At 46.6% G+C, this 16,726-nt stretch carries 16 protein-coding genes; 2 read left to right on the top strand and 14 right to left on the bottom strand.

Translation table 11 applies throughout. The annotated features are described in order from the left end of the window. The 9 genes from KNQ09_RS12900 to KNQ09_RS12865 all read right to left on the bottom strand — a co-directional run bounded on the left by KNQ09_RS12900 (position 1) and on the right by KNQ09_RS12865 (position 9,443). Positions 1-963, bottom strand: coding sequence for a carbohydrate ABC transporter permease (locus KNQ09_RS12900; protein ID WP_029343340.1), 963 nt, complete (start codon positions 961-963; stop codon positions 1-3). Between the two features lie 72 nt (positions 964-1,035). Beyond that, on the bottom strand, positions 1,036-2,346 hold the full coding sequence (locus KNQ09_RS12895; protein ID WP_050678942.1) for an ABC transporter substrate-binding protein: 1,311 nt from the start codon (positions 2,344-2,346) through the stop codon (positions 1,036-1,038). A 29-nt stretch (positions 2,347-2,375) separates the two neighbouring features. Continuing rightward, positions 2,376-2,858, bottom strand: a complete 483-nt coding sequence (locus tag KNQ09_RS12890; RefSeq protein ID WP_055970124.1) for a hypothetical protein — start codon at positions 2,856-2,858, stop codon at positions 2,376-2,378. A gap of 221 nt (positions 2,859-3,079) precedes the next feature. Then, positions 3,080-4,240: an ROK family transcriptional regulator gene (locus KNQ09_RS12885; protein WP_214858758.1), complete on the bottom strand. Its 1,161-nt coding sequence runs from the start codon at positions 4,238-4,240 to the stop codon at positions 3,080-3,082. Positions 4,241-4,350: 110 nt separating this feature from the next. After that, the gene (locus KNQ09_RS12880) at positions 4,351-5,055 is read right to left on the bottom strand and encodes a hypothetical protein (protein WP_214748499.1); all 705 of its coding nucleotides are present in this window, start codon (positions 5,053-5,055) and stop codon (positions 4,351-4,353) included. Positions 5,056-5,162: 107 nt separating this feature from the next. Continuing rightward, the gene (locus KNQ09_RS17555; RefSeq protein ID WP_268026775.1) at positions 5,163-5,291 is read right to left on the bottom strand and encodes a hypothetical protein; all 129 of its coding nucleotides are present in this window, start codon (positions 5,289-5,291) and stop codon (positions 5,163-5,165) included. A 77-nt stretch (positions 5,292-5,368) separates the two neighbouring features. Further along, positions 5,369-6,217, bottom strand: a complete 849-nt coding sequence (locus tag KNQ09_RS12875) for an MBL fold metallo-hydrolase (protein ID WP_214858757.1) — start codon at positions 6,215-6,217, stop codon at positions 5,369-5,371. A gap of 84 nt (positions 6,218-6,301) precedes the next feature. Beyond that, the gene (locus tag KNQ09_RS12870; RefSeq protein ID WP_214858756.1) at positions 6,302-8,968 is read right to left on the bottom strand and encodes an MMPL family transporter; all 2,667 of its coding nucleotides are present in this window, start codon (positions 8,966-8,968) and stop codon (positions 6,302-6,304) included. A gap of 31 nt (positions 8,969-8,999) precedes the next feature. Beyond that, entirely contained in the window at positions 9,000-9,443 is a 444-nt protein-coding gene (locus tag KNQ09_RS12865; protein WP_029343331.1) for a MarR family transcriptional regulator, read from the bottom strand. 128 nt (positions 9,444-9,571) lie between these two features. On the opposite strand from KNQ09_RS12865, the gene KNQ09_RS12860 reads away from it, so the two are divergent. Then, positions 9,572-9,769 carry a hypothetical protein gene (locus KNQ09_RS12860; protein ID WP_023466956.1) on the top strand — a complete coding sequence of 66 codons (198 nt, stop codon included), beginning with the start codon at positions 9,572-9,574 and terminating at the stop codon, positions 9,767-9,769. A gap of 40 nt (positions 9,770-9,809) precedes the next feature. Here KNQ09_RS12860 and KNQ09_RS12855 read toward each other — a convergent pair whose 3' ends face one another. The 3 genes from KNQ09_RS12855 to KNQ09_RS12845 all read right to left on the bottom strand — a co-directional run bounded on the left by KNQ09_RS12855 (position 9,810) and on the right by KNQ09_RS12845 (position 11,536). Further along, positions 9,810-10,259, bottom strand: a complete 450-nt coding sequence (locus tag KNQ09_RS12855) for a universal stress protein (protein ID WP_023466954.1) — start codon at positions 10,257-10,259, stop codon at positions 9,810-9,812. A gap of 28 nt (positions 10,260-10,287) precedes the next feature. Further along, entirely contained in the window at positions 10,288-10,737 is a 450-nt protein-coding gene (locus tag KNQ09_RS12850) for a general stress protein (RefSeq protein ID WP_050678937.1), read from the bottom strand. A 64-nt stretch (positions 10,738-10,801) separates the two neighbouring features. Then, positions 10,802-11,536: a hypothetical protein gene (locus KNQ09_RS12845; protein ID WP_064300587.1), complete on the bottom strand. Its 735-nt coding sequence runs from the start codon at positions 11,534-11,536 to the stop codon at positions 10,802-10,804. A gap of 123 nt (positions 11,537-11,659) precedes the next feature. On the opposite strand from KNQ09_RS12845, the gene KNQ09_RS12840 reads away from it, so the two are divergent. Beyond that, positions 11,660-12,298, top strand: a complete 639-nt coding sequence (locus KNQ09_RS12840) for a FusB/FusC family EF-G-binding protein (RefSeq protein WP_064300586.1) — start codon at positions 11,660-11,662, stop codon at positions 12,296-12,298. 79 nt (positions 12,299-12,377) lie between these two features. On the opposite strand, the gene KNQ09_RS12835 is transcribed toward KNQ09_RS12840, so the two are convergent. Together KNQ09_RS12835 and KNQ09_RS12830 are read right to left on the bottom strand one after the other, a co-directional pair. Continuing rightward, entirely contained in the window at positions 12,378-13,916 is a 1,539-nt protein-coding gene (locus KNQ09_RS12835; protein ID WP_214858755.1) for a GGDEF domain-containing protein, read from the bottom strand. Between the two features lie 199 nt (positions 13,917-14,115). Then, on the bottom strand, positions 14,116-16,686 hold the full coding sequence (locus tag KNQ09_RS12830) for a HAMP domain-containing sensor histidine kinase (protein WP_214858754.1): 2,571 nt from the start codon (positions 16,684-16,686) through the stop codon (positions 14,116-14,118). Positions 16,687-16,726: the final 40 nt, after the last annotated feature.

The following is a 16,726-nucleotide window of genomic DNA, read 5'->3' as shown; positions in this document are numbered from 1 at the left end:
TTAGTTATCCATTTTCTTTTGTACGCGCAATTGGAAGTACGTGATGAGTAAGGCAATCGTCAACAGGATGATGGCAACAGCACTTGAGTAACCGACTTCCTGTTGCAACATCGATTTCCGGAATAGATAAGTCGAAATGAACTCCGTCGACGATCCCGGTCCGCCGGCTGTCGTGATCCAGACTAAGTCAAACGTCTTCAGACCACCGATGACACCGAGGATCGAAAGTGTGAACGTCGTTCCTTTCAAGTTCGGGAAGACGATGCTCCACAGTGTCCGGAAGAATCCAGCTCCATCGATTTTTGCCGCTTCGAAGATTTCCTTCTCAATCGTCAACATCGCCATGTAGTACATGACCATTGAAGAACCCGTCCACTGGAAGATGTTGATTGCAATGACGGAATAAAGCGCGATATCCGGGTCACCGAGCCAGTTCTGTTCGAGGCTACCGAGACCAATTGCACGGAGGAACTCATTGATGTAACCAAACTGGAAATCATAGATTTGTGAGAATGCCGCACCGAGTACGACAGGGCTCAAGACGACCGGGAAGAAGAAGACCGACTTCATCGCCGTCCGCATTGGTCCCGGTGTATGCAGGAAGTACGCCAAGACAAGACCGATACCGGCTTGGATCGTGACTGTTAAAATCGTGAAGATGAACGTATTCTTCAGCGAGAGATAGAAGTCTGGATCTTGGAACATCTCAGCATAGTTGTCGAGTCCGACGAACGCTTTGTCAAACGAGATTCCGTCCCACGAGAAGAACGAGTTATAGGCGTTATAGAAGATCCCATAATAGATGAAGCTGACGACGAACAAGACGATCGGGGCAACGAAAGCCCATCCGACCATGTTCCGCTTCATGTTCTTTTTCTTCCTTGGCGCAGGCGTACGTGTCGCTACCGGCTGGAGCGGTTCTGCTTTTGGTTTAATCGGCAATTCCTGTCGCTCTGTCTGCATATGGATTCCCCACTTTCCTCAAGTCCAAAAATCAGGAAGTGGCACGCAGGCGTACCACTTCACTGTCGAGTCTTATTTCGCTGATTGATCCGCTGCGTCTTGAACGCGTTGTAATGCTTCTTTCGGATCTTGTCCTGTCGCGATGTTTTGAAGTTCCTTACCGAGGATATCGTTTAATTTTGTATCCCGGATACCACGGCTAGCAACCGCTTTTGCTAATGTGTCGTTCAACATCTTGTACGACTCTTTTTCACCTTCCGATGTGAAGGCAGCATCTGAATCGACTTTGACGTCCTTGATTCCAGGTGCCATCTCGAACTCACCCATGTAGACTTCTTGTCCTTTTCCTTGGCTCATGAAGGCGATGAACTCCGCTGCACCTTCTTGTTGTTTTGACTCTTTGTTGACACCAAGTGCCATGTCGATCGATGCGATGACGGGTTGCTCTGTTCCGCCTGCTAAGTTCGGGAGTGGAACGAATCCGAGCTCATCATCGATTTTCCATTTTTCTTTTTTCTCTTTCGTCGTCATCGAGTGCGCTTCCCATGAACCGATGACCCACATCGCTGCTTTTTTATCGAAGAACTGGTTCATCCCGTCATTGTACGTCGCTAGACCAAGTGCACCTTCTTGGAAGACTTTATCCTTAAAGAGGTCTTGCCAGATTTGTGCTGTTTTGACCATCTCGTCGTCTGTCCACTTCGCTTCACCCGAAAGAACTTTTTGGATGTAACCTGGCGCCACTTGGTGACTGAGGACGTTGTAGACGTCGATATCGATCCACGCATCTTTTGCTCCGAGCATGAGTGGGATGACTTTATCGCCTGAGTCTTTGATCTTCTTGACTGCGCTGACTGTTTCTTTGTAGTTCTTCGGTGGTGTCACGCCATATTTGTCGAGCATCGTCTTGTTGTACATCAAGTACGCTTGACCTGTGAAACCGATTGGGACCGCGTATTGTTTACCGTCGAGTGTCGTCTGTTCAATTCCAAGCTCGACGAACTTATCTTTCCAGCCTTTGCCGGCTGCTTTATCCATGTACGAATCAACCGGTACGACACGATCCTTGTACTGTTGGATCATCGGTTCTTTTAGACCGATGATGTCTGGACCCTTACCTGACAACATCGCGACTTGTAATTGTTTTTCATAGTCTTCACTGTAGCGTTTGAATTGAACGACGTATTTGTCTTGCGATTCGTTGAACGCATCAACGACTGCTTTCCCCGCTTCAGGTTGTGGCGCCCAGCCCCACCATGTGACGATCGTCTTACCGTCTTTCGTTTTCGTTTGTTGCTCATCTTCTCCACCACAAGCAGCAAGGAATGCGGATAATGTCAGGACAGATGCTGCAGCAACGAGTTTCGTTTTTTTGAATTTCATGTAAGAGCTCCCCTTTTATGTGTAAGTAGTCAAGCGTATCGTCTAGCGTGTTCCCCTTCAATTTGTGCTTGTTTGCACCATTCTTCGATCACTTTCGTCTGAATCGGCATTCCCTGTAGCTGAATCAATACGCGGGCAATCAATCGAAGACGGTAAGCCAGCGTATCGACGTCCGGTCGGACGAAGAGATATAACTCCCCACCGAGCGTCAAACAACCGGCAGAGCGCATGTGTTGCATGAGTGCGCGTAATTCAATGTATCCGCTCTCATTTTTTCGAATGTGTAGCTCGGATGAACGGATCGTCAGGACCCCTTGTACCGATGACATCCGGAATTGAAACACACCGTCACGTCGTGGTCGGACGAGCACGATATCCTGCTCGTCTGTCGGGACATCGCCTGGACCCTGTTCTGTCATCTGTTGCGTCGACCGATGAAAATAAAAACCGCGGATTGCTCCGTAACGCCCGAAAGCTTCACGGTACGAAACCCATGGATCGTGTGGTTCCATTGCGCGATGCCTCCCTTTCCTGCTTCAGCTTGATTAGCCCCTGCTAACCTGCATCCACCTCCACTTAGTTGACCATGAACTTAGTAAATTAAATTTATTATCTAACTTTACATCGACTATAGCACATCACTTTTTAGATTGTAAACGGTTTCATTAAATTATTTTTGAATAACAAAGCCGATCCCATCTCCTGCTGGTTCGCAAGACATGGAATCGGCTTATTAAATCGTTTGAAATAAACTGTTTGTTGCAAGGGCCGCAGCACTGAGCGCTCCCTGTTTTTCACCCCACGGGACCATCTTGACATCGGTTTCACGTGAAGCAGCGGTCAACGCCGTGTGCTCGACCCGTTCCTTGATTTGATCAACGATCGTAGGTGCGAGCTCGAACATCGGTCCCCCAAGTAAGATCCGGCGTGGATTCAAAAGATGAATCGTATTCAAGACCCCGATTCCGATATATTCCCCCGCCCGTTCATACGCACGAACCGCCTGCTCGTCTCCCTCGTTCAATCGCTTGCGCAAATCAGCAAGCGTCGAGACTTGTGGATCAACGACAGCATAATCCCGTAACAATGCTTTTTCGCCTGCCAACGCTTCAAGACATCCTCGGTTCCCACACGAGCAAATCGGACCATCGAGATCAAGGCGCATATGTCCGACCTCTCCCGTAATATGATGTTGTCCGTCGACAAGCTGTCCGTCGAGCACATAAGCACCCCCGATCCCTTCCCCAGCATAGAGATAGAAGAATTGTTCGACCCCGACGCCTTCACCGAACAATAACTCAAACGAAGCGAGTGCCCGGACATCATTTTCGATGAAGACAGGATAGTCAAAACGTGCTTCGAGTTGTACCTTCAACTCAACATCATGCAGATGGAATCGTGGAGCAAAAAGAATGACACCTGTCTCCGGATTGACCATCCCGTGGACGGAGATCCCGATTCCGTGAATCGTTCCTCGTCCTTGTGTCTGTGCAATCAAGTTCTCGCATAAGCGACCGATTGCTTCAATCAGTTCTTCATTCGTCTCAAAGCGTCCCACGGCTTCGGACTCATGAATCGTGTTCCCACTTAAATCCGCAACGACACCGATGAATTGGTGACTTGTTGCATCGATACCAATGACATACTGTTCTGTTGCGACGAGTTCGAGCATGATTGGTTTTCGTCCCCCATTTGATACCCCAAGCTCTCGCTCCGTCACGAGTTGTTCTGCAATCAATTCACTGACGATGTTCGATACCGTCGGCTTCGTCAAGTTCGTCCGTTGTGCTAACTCGACCCGCGAAATCGGTTGATGCATCCGGATCAGCCGCAAGACGAGTGCTCGATTATAAGAACGCATCCATTTAGAATTACGCGGTGTTTCTTTCGCCATGTCCCCCTCAACCCCTTTGGTCTGTCTCTTTACTATCTTCGCATATTTTGTAAGGGATTTCACGGTCTCACACAAAAACCGTTCATCTGCTGAACGGTTTTTGTGCACTTTCATGCTTCGTCATATGGTTGTTCCAAGATCAAGACACGTGAACCGTCCGGATTTTCGGTCAGTTCAATTTCGACGATGGCTTGACCGACCAGCAAAACGATTGGTAGAGAAGGATCATTCTCGCGAAAGAAACCGATTTTCCCGTGGTGTGCGTCCATATAGTCTGCATATAAAAATGTGCCGTTGACGTGTAACTCATCCTTCATGCGATTAAACGTCAGACGTGGCACACCGTACCAGGCTTCCCCATTCAAATAAAGCAATGGACGCTCGCCGACCGATTCATTCATCGCCCGTCGGACCTCGATCGCCCCCGTCGTATCGTAATACAATCGATCCTGACCACGTGTCGCGATGACGATCGGATGTTTTTGATACAAGACGACTTCTAAAATTTCATCCGCTTGTTCGACGAAATAACCAGTCTGATCCGACTGGGCAAAACTAATCGTATATAGCTGCATCCAGGAAACAATATCCGTCACTTGAACCGGTTTATGAAAAAGCGCAGAAACAAGCAGTGTTTCTTGCGGAGTCACAATCAGATTGACGGAGATATCCGCTAAGCGGATCGTCCGGATTTGTGTCGAAGGATACGTATGGTCATAACTCGGAACAAGCATCGCTTCATAGTGATCATCCTTTTCGACCAGTTCAATCGATGGCATGCGTCGATCAAAATCCGCAATTTGAATTCGTTTCATCCGACATCTCCTCTCATCTTCTCGAACAGCCTCATGCATGTTATTACCCAATATCTGGTTTTCGTGCACTCCCCTCAATTCAAAAAACCGGAACGCATGCGTCCCGGTCATTGTAGATACAGATCATATAGTAGATATAGAATGCCTCCGACGATGATTAAAAATGAGAAGATGCCCGCTTTCCCAAAAAAGACGCGATCGACGGTCTCATCTCGTTCGAATCTTTGCTTCGTCATGTAGTACCGCTCCCTTTAACAAGCTCGTAGTACTTCTCTTTTTCGACGTCTCGTATCCAATCCCTTGTTATGACCTGTCATTTCATTCCATTTGCAAAATAAATCAATGTTTCGGTCTCATCTTCTGTCAACGGTCGTCCGGTCTCTTCGGCATACAAAGTCCGCATATCCTTCAGTCGTCCTCCGGTCGCTTCCGTTACGCGAATGGCTCGACGCAATACCTGAACCTCTTTTTCAAATTCCGACTTTGGCATCGCTTCTCCATGCGACCAGATATAATAGTCGGCATCTAAACGATCGAGCGCTGCTAATAAACGCGTCGTCCGCTCGACCGTATAATTCCACTTCGGCGAAAAAATATCGGCATACATCGCGTCGCCTAAGAACACGACACGTTCTTCCGGAATGTAGACGAGTAGACTTCCCGGGGAATGATCGTTTTCGACTTCAATCAACTGACAGTGTACCCCGCCCAAATCAAGATCCAGTTGTCCTTCAAAGCCGATCGTCGGTAAAACGACTTCGATATCACGTGTCGAACCGAACTCGAGCTTGATCGCGTCCGCACAAAACGGAATCTCGATGCCTTGATCCATTCGTTCTTGTAACGCTCCATCCGTCCAAGCGTATGGTTGCATCTCCTTCATTCGTTCGATCGTTTGCTTAGTCGCGATTGACGGCAGACCGAGATGTTTCATGCCAAAAATATGATCCCAATGCCAGTGGGTCAATGCCAATAAGTCAGGTGATCCAAGATTGTGTGTCTTCATTTCTTCTAAGAATAGTGCTGCATGAGCTGACGAGTTTCCCGCATCGATCATCAATTGATGATTTTCCCCACGTACGACGGCGAGAATCGGGCGGTCCGTCTCGCTGACCGGTGTCTGATACCAAATCCGTGAAGTCAGTTGTTTGAAGTGTTGCATGCTCTACCTCCTTATCATCTGCTCTTAGTATACGTCATGACAAAACCGGGTTCATCTAGAAGACGAACCCGGTTTGGTTAGTTCTTATTTTTTAGCGTTTGGTCGAAACGGCCACCAGACCCCTTTACCAAACGATACTGTGATCGCTGGAATCAAGAGCGGTAAGACGATCAAACCATACAAGAGTAGACCTGTGATGACGATCGTCGCGATTTGAACGAGACTCAAGACACCAGACGGCATCATCGCTCCGAAGGTTCCTGCGAGGATGATCGCTGCCGTGATGATGACAGATCCCATCTTTTTCATCGACAGGAACATCGCTTCCTTCGTATCGAGTCCCTTGATCGTCTCTTCCCGGAAACGGTCGAGGAGGAAAATCGAGTAGTCGATACCTAGGGCAATCAACATGACGAATCCGAAGAACGGAACGGCCCAACTGATACCGTCATATCCAAGTCCATTGACGAAGATAAGCTCTGCGATCGACATCGACGTATAATACGTCAGCAATAACGAACCAATCATGAACAACGGCATGATCAACGAACGGAACATGATTGCTAGAATCACGAAGAGACTGATCAGCATGACCGTCACTGTTCGTTTGAAATCGGCTTTCGACGTATCGTTTAAATCACTGTTGACGCTTGAGATACCACCGTATGCAACACTGCTGTCTTCAAACGGTGTCCCTTTGATTGTCTTCGCTGTCGTCTCTTTGATGGCAGCGACGGTTTGAATCGCTTCCGGCGAATACGGATCATCTTCGAGAATGACTTCGAACTTCAATCCCGTCTGTTGATCGATGGCGTAACGATCAATCGCTGGTTTAAAGGCTTTATCCGACAGCGTATCTTTTGGAACGAACACACCTGTCCCCCGAATCGATGTCGCTTGTCCCATCTCGGTCAGAAGGTCGGAAATGTCTTCAAGACCACTTTCGATTTTCGTTAATCCTGCGTTTGCCTGACCGACACCATCCGCGAGTTGCGTCAACCCACTTCCAAGTTGACCCGCTTGCGCACCTTGAGACGCGATACCACTTGCGGCTTGACTGATGCCAACTTGAACTTGGCTCAATTGACCAGACAAAGCATTCAACGTTCCGACGGTTTGCGGGATGTTTTGGGTCGATTGTAGACCTTGACCGACGAGCGTCAACTGTTGGTTAATTTGCCCAAGTCCGTCTGCTGCTTGTTGCAACTGACTCGCACCTGCTGAAGCCGCATCTCCTGCCGGTAGCTGTCCTGTGATACCGTTGAGATTATCTTCAACGGTCGTCAGACCAGACTGAACGTCCCCAAGACCTGCTGTTGCTTCTTTCATGCCATCAGCAACTTGTTTTAATTGACGATCTACGTAGAAATCATTGATGACTTCGCCTGTCGGACGAGAAATCGAACGAACCGATTTGACTCCGTCAATCTTCACCAGTTCACGACTGAGTTGTTCTGCATAAGGAACTGTTTTTTCAGTAATCAAATCATCGTCACTCTTGAGGATAACGTTGACCGGGAGTGACTCACCTGCCCCAAATCCATCCGAGATCGCATTGAGTCCTTTGACTGTCTCATACTTCGCACCAATCTCGTCGACGGTATTAAACGAGAGGTCATCATCATACGTAAAGAGTGTCGGGACCGTGATGATCGCAACGATGATCATCGCAAGCAACGGACGACGAATCGATAATCCACCATAATGTGACCACAGTTTACTATCTTGGTGACTCGCTGCCTTCTTCGATGGCCAGAATAGCTTTTCTTTTAGTGTTGCCATGAAGAATGGGACGAGTGTGAACAAGACAAGCAAGAGCACAGCAATCCCGACTGCAACGGCGACCGACGATTTAAAGATCGGGAAGTCCGCAAAACCAATCGCTGAGAAGCCGACGAGAACAGCGAGACCACTGATGAGTAACGTACGCCCTGCTGTCTTATACGTGTTGACAATCGCTGTCTCAACGTCGTGTCCTGCCGTCAACTCTTCCTTGTACCGGCTCAGGAGCAAAATACAATAGTCTGTTCCAATCCCGAACAGGATGGCAACAAGGAAGATTTGCGTATAGTTCGATACCGGGAAGCCGAACCAGTCGACAAAAAAGGCGACAAGTGATTGGCTAATCAGGTACGTAAACCCAACCGCAACGAGTGGGACGAACGGTGTGACGACTGAACGGAAGACGAGCAGAAGCAGTCCGAAAATCAATCCGACGGTAATCAGTTCCGTCCGCTTCAGTCCCTCTTGCGAGCTCGTATTAACGTCATCGTTGATTAACGCTTCACCCGTTAGATAAATCGTTTGATCCTTTGGTAAAAGATCCGTCCGGATTTGTTTTGCCAGTTTGACGATCTCTTCTTGCGAACCGTCGACTGTGATTGGTACGAGGACCGTCTTTTTGTCTTTTGAGACGAGCTGTCCTTCCGTCTCTTTGTTTTCAAACGGATCGAGCACATCCGTGACCGGACGATCGAGTGCTTCTAAATCCTGAACGATTTGCCCGATTGATGTTCGATCGGCATCGCTGACTTTGTCTTTGAGCGGAATGACGAGAGAAATCGTTTCTTCACTTGCCCCCGCTTTTTCTAAAATATCAGCTGCTCGCTGTGAATCGGCATCATTTGCGAGCTGAATCGCACCTGCTTCTTCTGCTTGTTTAGCCAAGTTTGGTGCCGTAAATAGTAACCCTACTGTGACGATGAGCAATAACGCAAGAATTGCCCAACGCCATTTGACGATTTGTCGCATATCCGATTCTCCTCTTCCTTTAATTCTGTCTTTAGTCGTTTAACTGCAAAATCTCTTTGATTTTCTTAAAGGTTTCGATGAACTGGATGATTTCTTCTTCCTCGACCTTTCCTTCAATCAAATTCTCCAGATACGTATAGATTTCTTGCTCCGCTTCAGTTGCCACTAACCGACCTGATTCCGTCAGTGAGATATACTTCGTCCGGTGGTCGTCTTCTCGTCGTTCGACGATGACGAGACCTTTTTCCGTCAACTTTTTCAGCCGGTTGGAGATGGCACTTTTGTGAACACCCTGCACTGCCGCGAGACGCCCAGACGAAATCGGTCCATATTTTCCGACGAGCTTCAACACATGAAGTTGTTCCGGTGAATACATTTGCCAAACGGGTGCTTCGACCGACTTCAACACGCGTTCTGTTCCGTGGATCATGACTTCTTCAAACAGGAGGACTGCTTCACGTAAATTGTCTTTCATTTTTAGTTTACCCCCTAAACTTATGAAGTTAGTTTAGCCCCTCAACTAGAAGCCTGTCAACTCTAAACTGTCACAACTTACCGATGCAGAACATGACCAATTTCTGTATGATAAAGGGAGAGAGGAGCATGCTTATGTTGACTTTGTTTTGGATTGCGTTAGTCATCTGTCTCGTAGGTCTTGTCTTTACGTTACGGATTGCCAAGCAACCAGCAGAAGAAAAGTATGACCACAAAACTTCGGCCAAAAACATGTCTTGGATGTATTTCATTTTTCTTCCGATTATTTTGATTTTATTAGGCATCTTCTATTATTTTTTAACATGACGTAAAACAGCACACATCAACCGATGTGTGCTGTTTTATATCACTTCAAGGTTTTCGGACGGACGATATAGATATCGCATTTTGCATAACGGGAGATGTTTTCAGAGACACTCCCGATCATGATGCGTTCCATCGCATTCATCCCGACCGCCCCGCAGACGATCAACCCAGCACCGACACGTGGTGCGATGACCTTCGGAATCAATGTTTTTGGAGAGCCATTTTCGATGACCAGTTCAACTGTCTCGACGCCTGCTTCTCGTGCCCGCTTCTCGTAACGATCGAGCAGTCCTTGTGCATATTCCGTGACGTTTTGATCAATGAAACGCTTATTGGCACGTACATTAGCAAATGTCTGAATATCGATGACGTGGGCGATGACGAGTTTGGCATGATCGAGTTTGGCGAATTTCACTGCTTTTTCAAAGGCAAGATCTGCCGTCTTTGATCCATCGACTGCCACTAAAATCGTATGATACTGGCTCTCCATCAAGAATCATCCTTTCTGCACGACTCTCTTACAGCATCCGGTCATTTTCATTTTCGAGGGCGCGGTTTTCGTGATCGAGTTTTCGTTCTGCCTCGATCCCTTCTGGTTCTGTCTCCAAAATACTTTTTGGTTCCGGTGCAGGACGTGCTGCACCTGCTTCGTCTGCTAACAGGACATACTCACCTTGCTGGACACGTAAGACATGTTGACGAATATCCGACTCTGGTAATCCGAGTTCCGTGAAGGCGGTTTGAATTTCCTCAGCCGAAGCCGGTTTGCCTGTAAATCGCTCAAATAGTGTCCGTTTACCAGAGACGAGTTGCGCTGCTGATTGCCCGCGTAACATCGCCATATCGGTTTTGTCTTGCAACACGACATACAAATCTTCTTCTAGATAACCAGCAAAATGTAGATCCTCAATTTTTCGAATCAAATCCGTCTCATTTTGATAGACACCAATCCATTGTTTTTTTCCCATGACACACGTCTCCCCCTTTTATAGCAACTATATGAGATATACCCCAAATTCATCTAAAACATGACTAGGATGAAGAAGACTTCGGCGATTGCTGTCGAAAAAGACGTTGCCGTTTATAGAAGACGTAATAGCACAAGAGTAAAACACATACGATTCCGACCCCTGTTACGATTTGTTGCAGAAGAAAGAGGCGATCGTTAAAGTACAATCCAATCAAATACCAGACGAGCGCGAGACCGAATACCCAATCGGAATGAATGACGACAAACAATAGTCCTCCGATAATCGCTACGATGAGTGCAATCGTACTCCATTGCTGTTCGGAAAGACCAAATAGCGAAGTGAACTGAAAATCCGATAAGATCCGAAATGGTAAAATTAACAGCATCGTGCTCATCCAGGCAAGTAATACTGAAAATGGGGAGCGCATCCAAGGCGAGCGCCGAGGATGATACTGAATTTTCATATAGACTAAACAAAGACTGATGAATGAAATCGTAGTCCAGACGAGTTCCCAAGGTGGTCCGGTCATACTACTGACGCCAAGTGTCAGGAGCGATAACGCGAGCCATCCCCCGATGTCTTCAATCAGTTCTCGATCCGCTGGAAAAGCTCGGACCGGTCGAATACACCAAATTAACAACGTCGTGAACACGACACCTGTAATCGCATCAAAAAAAGGTGCTGGAACAAGAGGCAACGCAGGAAGGGTGACCGGATTTGACCAAACGACGCGCGCTAGCAATGCAAAGAGGAATGCTCCTATATTCATGAGGCGTAAAAATGTTAAATACTGCACGTCCCTCTTCACCTCCTCGTTCATTCTGTTATTCAATTCCCCTTGCAAGAGGCAGAAAAACAAAAATGTCGCTTTGTTCTGTTGCCAAATTCCGGTACGATGAAAAGAAAAGGAGGAACGCGAATGGACGCATTTTTATTGCCCTATCAATACAACTTCATTCGGAATCAAGTCGACCTGTTACAACATCAATTCGCTGCCGTTCATGATCCCGATGTTCGTGATGCTGTCCGGTATAGTGCTGCTGAAAAAATATTCGATCTATTGCCCGTACTTACACCAGAACAGGAAGCGCTGTTGACGAACATTCGTGACGCTGAATCCGAACAAGATCTCCTCGCGTATTTAGCACACGTCGAACCATTCGTCCAACCGTTTCCGAGCATTTCTGAATCACGCATCCGTCAGCTCTTCAAAAAAACGAAAAAGTTACATGTTCCGCCACTTCACTCCTTTGAATGGGTTCACACGACGTTTTTAAGCTGGAACGATACCGGAAATCGAAAAAAATACTTCGTCTATCCTTTGGACGGTCAATGGATCGGCGTCGAGGGAACCTATCTGCCATCGATCCAAAAAGGGATCTGTGCGATTTGCCATACGTATAGTGACATCACGCTCGTAACCGCAACGACACGTCGTTCAGCTGAACAGCATCAGACGATTGGTCATCATATGTGTATCGACAGCGATGCATGTAATCAAGCTGTGACGAATCCAGAAGTCATTGAAACGTTCTTAGCACGCACGCAAAAGAAATGATAGGCATCAAAAAAACACGTTCGTATGACTGATCCACTTGGATCAGTCATACGAACGTGTTTTAATGACATGACTTCATTTATATCTTTGTTACCGTCGAATCATGCATACAAAATTGATTCTTCCCGCGACGTTTTGCCTCATACATCGCTAGGTCTGCTTGCTCGATCAAGTCTGATCGAGAGGCTGCATGCGCAGGATAGATCGCTCCACCAATGCTTGCCGTTACGGGAAGTGGAATGATGCCATGGTGAAACGGCTGTTGGAACAAGGAAACGAGATGTTCTCCACACTGCACCACTTCTGCTTCTTGTTCAACGTCAAACAATAAGACGACGAACTCATCTCCGCCTTGTCTTGAAATGACTGTATTGGGCGGCAGTTTCTTTTGTAAGCGTGTCGTGACATCGACGATGAGTTGATCTCCGACGCGATGACCGTACGTATCGTTAATCTCTTTGAAGTGATCGATATCGATAAAGAATAATCCGACTTGTCCTTCACTCGCTTCCGCCCGGTACAAGGCATCTTGGAACAGTCGCGCAAACAGATACCGATTCGGTAACCCTGTTAAGGCATCGTGGTATGCCATGTGCCGCATCTCCTCCATGGCAGATGCCAATGCTTCCGTTCGCTCTTCCACCTTCGCCTCAAGATTTTCGCGCAACCGTTGATTGTCAACAACGATCCGAATTTGACGGGAAATCAACAACGGTATCGCAATCATCAACCCAATCGTCAAACCATTCCAACTGATTGTTTGCCGTGCCATTGTCACGAATAGAATCAACAAGAATAAGTAAGGTGTGATCAAACGCAAGACATCGATCCATCTCCGCGCGATATCAAAGCTGACGAATGATTCCTCAGCATCAAAACGATAAGCTGCTAATCCGACGATCATGACAGTTGCTAACCATAACGGATCGAGCCAACTCGAAGGAATCGGATAATCAAATCGTTCTAGCACGACGTATAGGAGGTCGGCAAGTAACTGAAAATGAAAAGCGAGTAAAATTAATAACAACGATCCGCCATTGCCACGCTTCATCAAACCAAAGAATAAGACAATCATCCCACCGAGTAATAATAAATCGCCAATCGGATAACGGAGCCATAAAATTGTTTCGATCGTCAGCAAGGCATTTGCTTCTAAATAAGGCGTTACTAAGTAGTGCCACGAAAGAGATCCAGCAACGACTAAGATGATGAACTCATCGAATAAAAAAACACGCAAGTTGACCTCGCGTCGTCGATTGCGAAGAAAATAGCCAAAAGCGATTAGATAAATCAAGATTTGAAGACTGAAGATTAAGTCGATCCAGTCAAACAGTTCCGTTCGCGTTCGTCCTTGTAGAAAATATAGAAGCTGTCCACATTCGCCTAATCCAAGCATGGCGTTAGCGAACAATAAAAGAAGAAATAAACGATAGGTAAAAGGGCGTCTTGTCTGACGTCGTTGTGCCTGCCAAATCAAATAGAGGGAGATCATCACACCACCGATCGTGAACAGACTGTTGACGACTTGTCCGATAAATGTATCCGTTCCAACGAGCGTCACCCAACCAATATGAAACAACAACCAACCGATGACGACTCCCAACCATTTCTGATACATAACGAATCCCCCCCTTTCCTTTTTTAACCATAGTTCGTTTGTCCTATAAGTATATCGGTTCACGATTGCTGTTTATTCACTCTTTTTTTATTTTATTAAAAATATTTTTGACAAGATTACTCATTTTTAACACAGGCAAAAACCGTGTCCACACCTAAACGGTCTGAACACGGTTTAACCGTAACGTATCATATTGTCTTTAACTAGAACGTCGATTCTTTTCTGTCGACTCAATGGATTCACTTAGACTGAGCGGTAACACGATGATGAATCGACTACCTTTGCCGACTTCAGATTCGACATGGATGATGCCTTCGTGTTCTTTGACGATTTCCTTACAAATCGATAAACCGAGTCCCGTTCCACCGATTCGACGTGTATCCGAGTTATCGACACGATAGAATTTATCAAACAAGTGAGCAAAGGCATGATGCGGAATCCCAATTCCTTCATCCTTCACTTCAATGATGGCTTGATCGTCTTTCGTATCAATCCAGACATCTATGCGCCCACCATCTGGAGAATACTTGATCGCATTGTTGATCAAGTTACTCATTAATTGTTTAATCCGGTCTTCATCTCCTAAAATGAATGGACGATCCGGGCTGAGCAACTGCAAATGGAGATCGTGCTGTTCACTTGAAGCGTCATACAAGGACATCACTTGTTCAGTTAGGGTAAACAAATCGAGATGTGCCATTTGGTACAACTGTCCACCTGACTGCATTCGCTGAACGTCTAAGAAGTCCGTGACGAGGTTCGATAACCGTTCCGTCTCGTTATGGATCGTCGCTAGATATTTCTGCTGTTTTGAGTCATCGATCTTTCGATTCAGCATCAACTCTGTAAAACCATAAATAGATGAGAGTGGTGTTCGTAACTCATGCGATACGGTCGAGACGAGTTCTGTTTTGAGACGATCGGCTTCTGTTTCCCGGGTAATATCCCGTAAGACGAGGATGATTCCCTTCCATCCTCCGACAACATCAATACGTTCCGCGTAGACTTCGAGATGAGCGGTGTTGTTTCGAATATCAAATCGGACCTTGTCCGGTGAAATCTCACCGGAACGAATCAAATCTAGATACGTATTAAAGGCTTCGACGTCATCCACCAATTGACGCATTACATTGATGACGTACTCACTCGACGGTAACGTTCGATCTACCGTAAATTCCGATTGTAGTTCTGGAATCAACTCAAACAACGGACGGTTGACGTATAATTCTCCATTTCCATCCTCAAGATAAATGATTGCTTCTCGGATCGAGTCCAACACTTGCTCGGTCTTTTCTTTTTCTTGACGCATCCCTTCGTAAGAACGCGTTCGTAGGAGCGATAACGTCATCTGTTGCGCGAACTCGCGAATATCCGTTAACTGCTGTCCTTTATAGGCAGATTTATAACGAACCAGATAGATGGCTGCAATCAATTCATGCGTTTCTGGATCTTCGATAGGAATCGTCACTTCATACGTGCTAAATGAATATGGATGGTCTTTTTGACGCGTCACCCGTTTTTCCGATTGGACGAATTCCATCTCCCGAACCGATCGATTGATGACGGACATCTCATCTTTCAAAAGAACTTTTAAATAATCCATCGTCATCCCATTCGTCGTCGCACCCATGAACTGTCCTTCTTCATAGAGCAATAGGGCACCGTACTCCGAAGAGGTGATATCGATCATCTTTTGAACGATTGCCGGGTACGATTCGACGGTTTCACGAACAGCAAGCGCCTCGGTCAATTCGCTACGCAATCGGAGCTTTTCCTCATTCTTTTTCGTTGTTTGATACGCTTCTTCGAGTTCTTCTTGTTGCGCTTGCAGTTCTTCTTGTTGCGCGAGCAACTCTTCACTTTGCGCCTGCAACTCTTCGTTTTTGCCTTGCATCGCATCCGTATGGGCATTTGTCGTGACGACCATCCGATTAAAGGCTGCGCGCAACAATCCGATTTCGTCTGGTCGCTGTTCGGCAGCTTTATCAATCTCAATCGGTTCTTTCCGAGCGAGCTTCTGATTATCATCGATTAAGCGTAGTAATTGTCGTGTCATCCGGCGAAGGAACGGGTGCACGAATAAGAGGATGAAGGCGATGAGCACAACAATACTGGAGATCCAAATCCATTGTGATTTTGCGACCTCACTCCGAAGTTCACCGACAGCCGTTTCTTGTTGTTGGCTGAGATTCGTCCGGTATTCCTCAAGTGCTGCAGATGCTTTTTCAATATCTGGCGTAATATCAATCGAACCATCGGCAGTTGGCTTTAATCGCCCTTGATCAACAAGACGCTCGGCAATCGGCAAAGAAAACAGACTATCCCCCTGTAAGAAGTCCTCATTGATCCGATTCGCCTTTTTTTCATTGACGTAAGACTGGGTCAACGGGAACAAGGCATCATAGTATAACTCATATAAATTCGTCATTTGCGCTGCGAATTCTTCTTCTTCATCTGTTTTTGCGTTTCGCATGAACCAATCCGTCTCACTTTTGATATCTGTTCGGAGCGCCTGAATCTCATCAAACCGTTCTTGGTTACCAAAAATGACGAATCCTCGCAATCCAAACTGGACGGTTTGCCAATTGTCCCACAAATCATTGGCCCGGCGATTTTGTTCACTGATCGTCTCGAGATTCTGTTTTGATGTTTCGATTCGTCCTTCCATGTAGTCATAGACAAAGAACGAAGTAATCGATACTACGATCAGTACCGCATAAAAAACAGTCAGCAACTGCCGACCGATTCGTCGCCGAATCCAATTCACCATGAATGTATCCTCCTCATCATTCATCGAATGATGCTTTTTC

Origin of the sequence: Exiguobacterium sp. s191, from assembly GCF_018618955.1 — a bacterium.
In the GTDB taxonomy this organism is placed as follows: domain Bacteria; phylum Bacillota; class Bacilli; order Exiguobacteriales; family Exiguobacteriaceae; genus Exiguobacterium_A; species Exiguobacterium_A abrahamii.
Note: the sequence above shows the minus strand (reverse complement) of the source record. Positions and strands in the feature narration are given on the sequence as shown.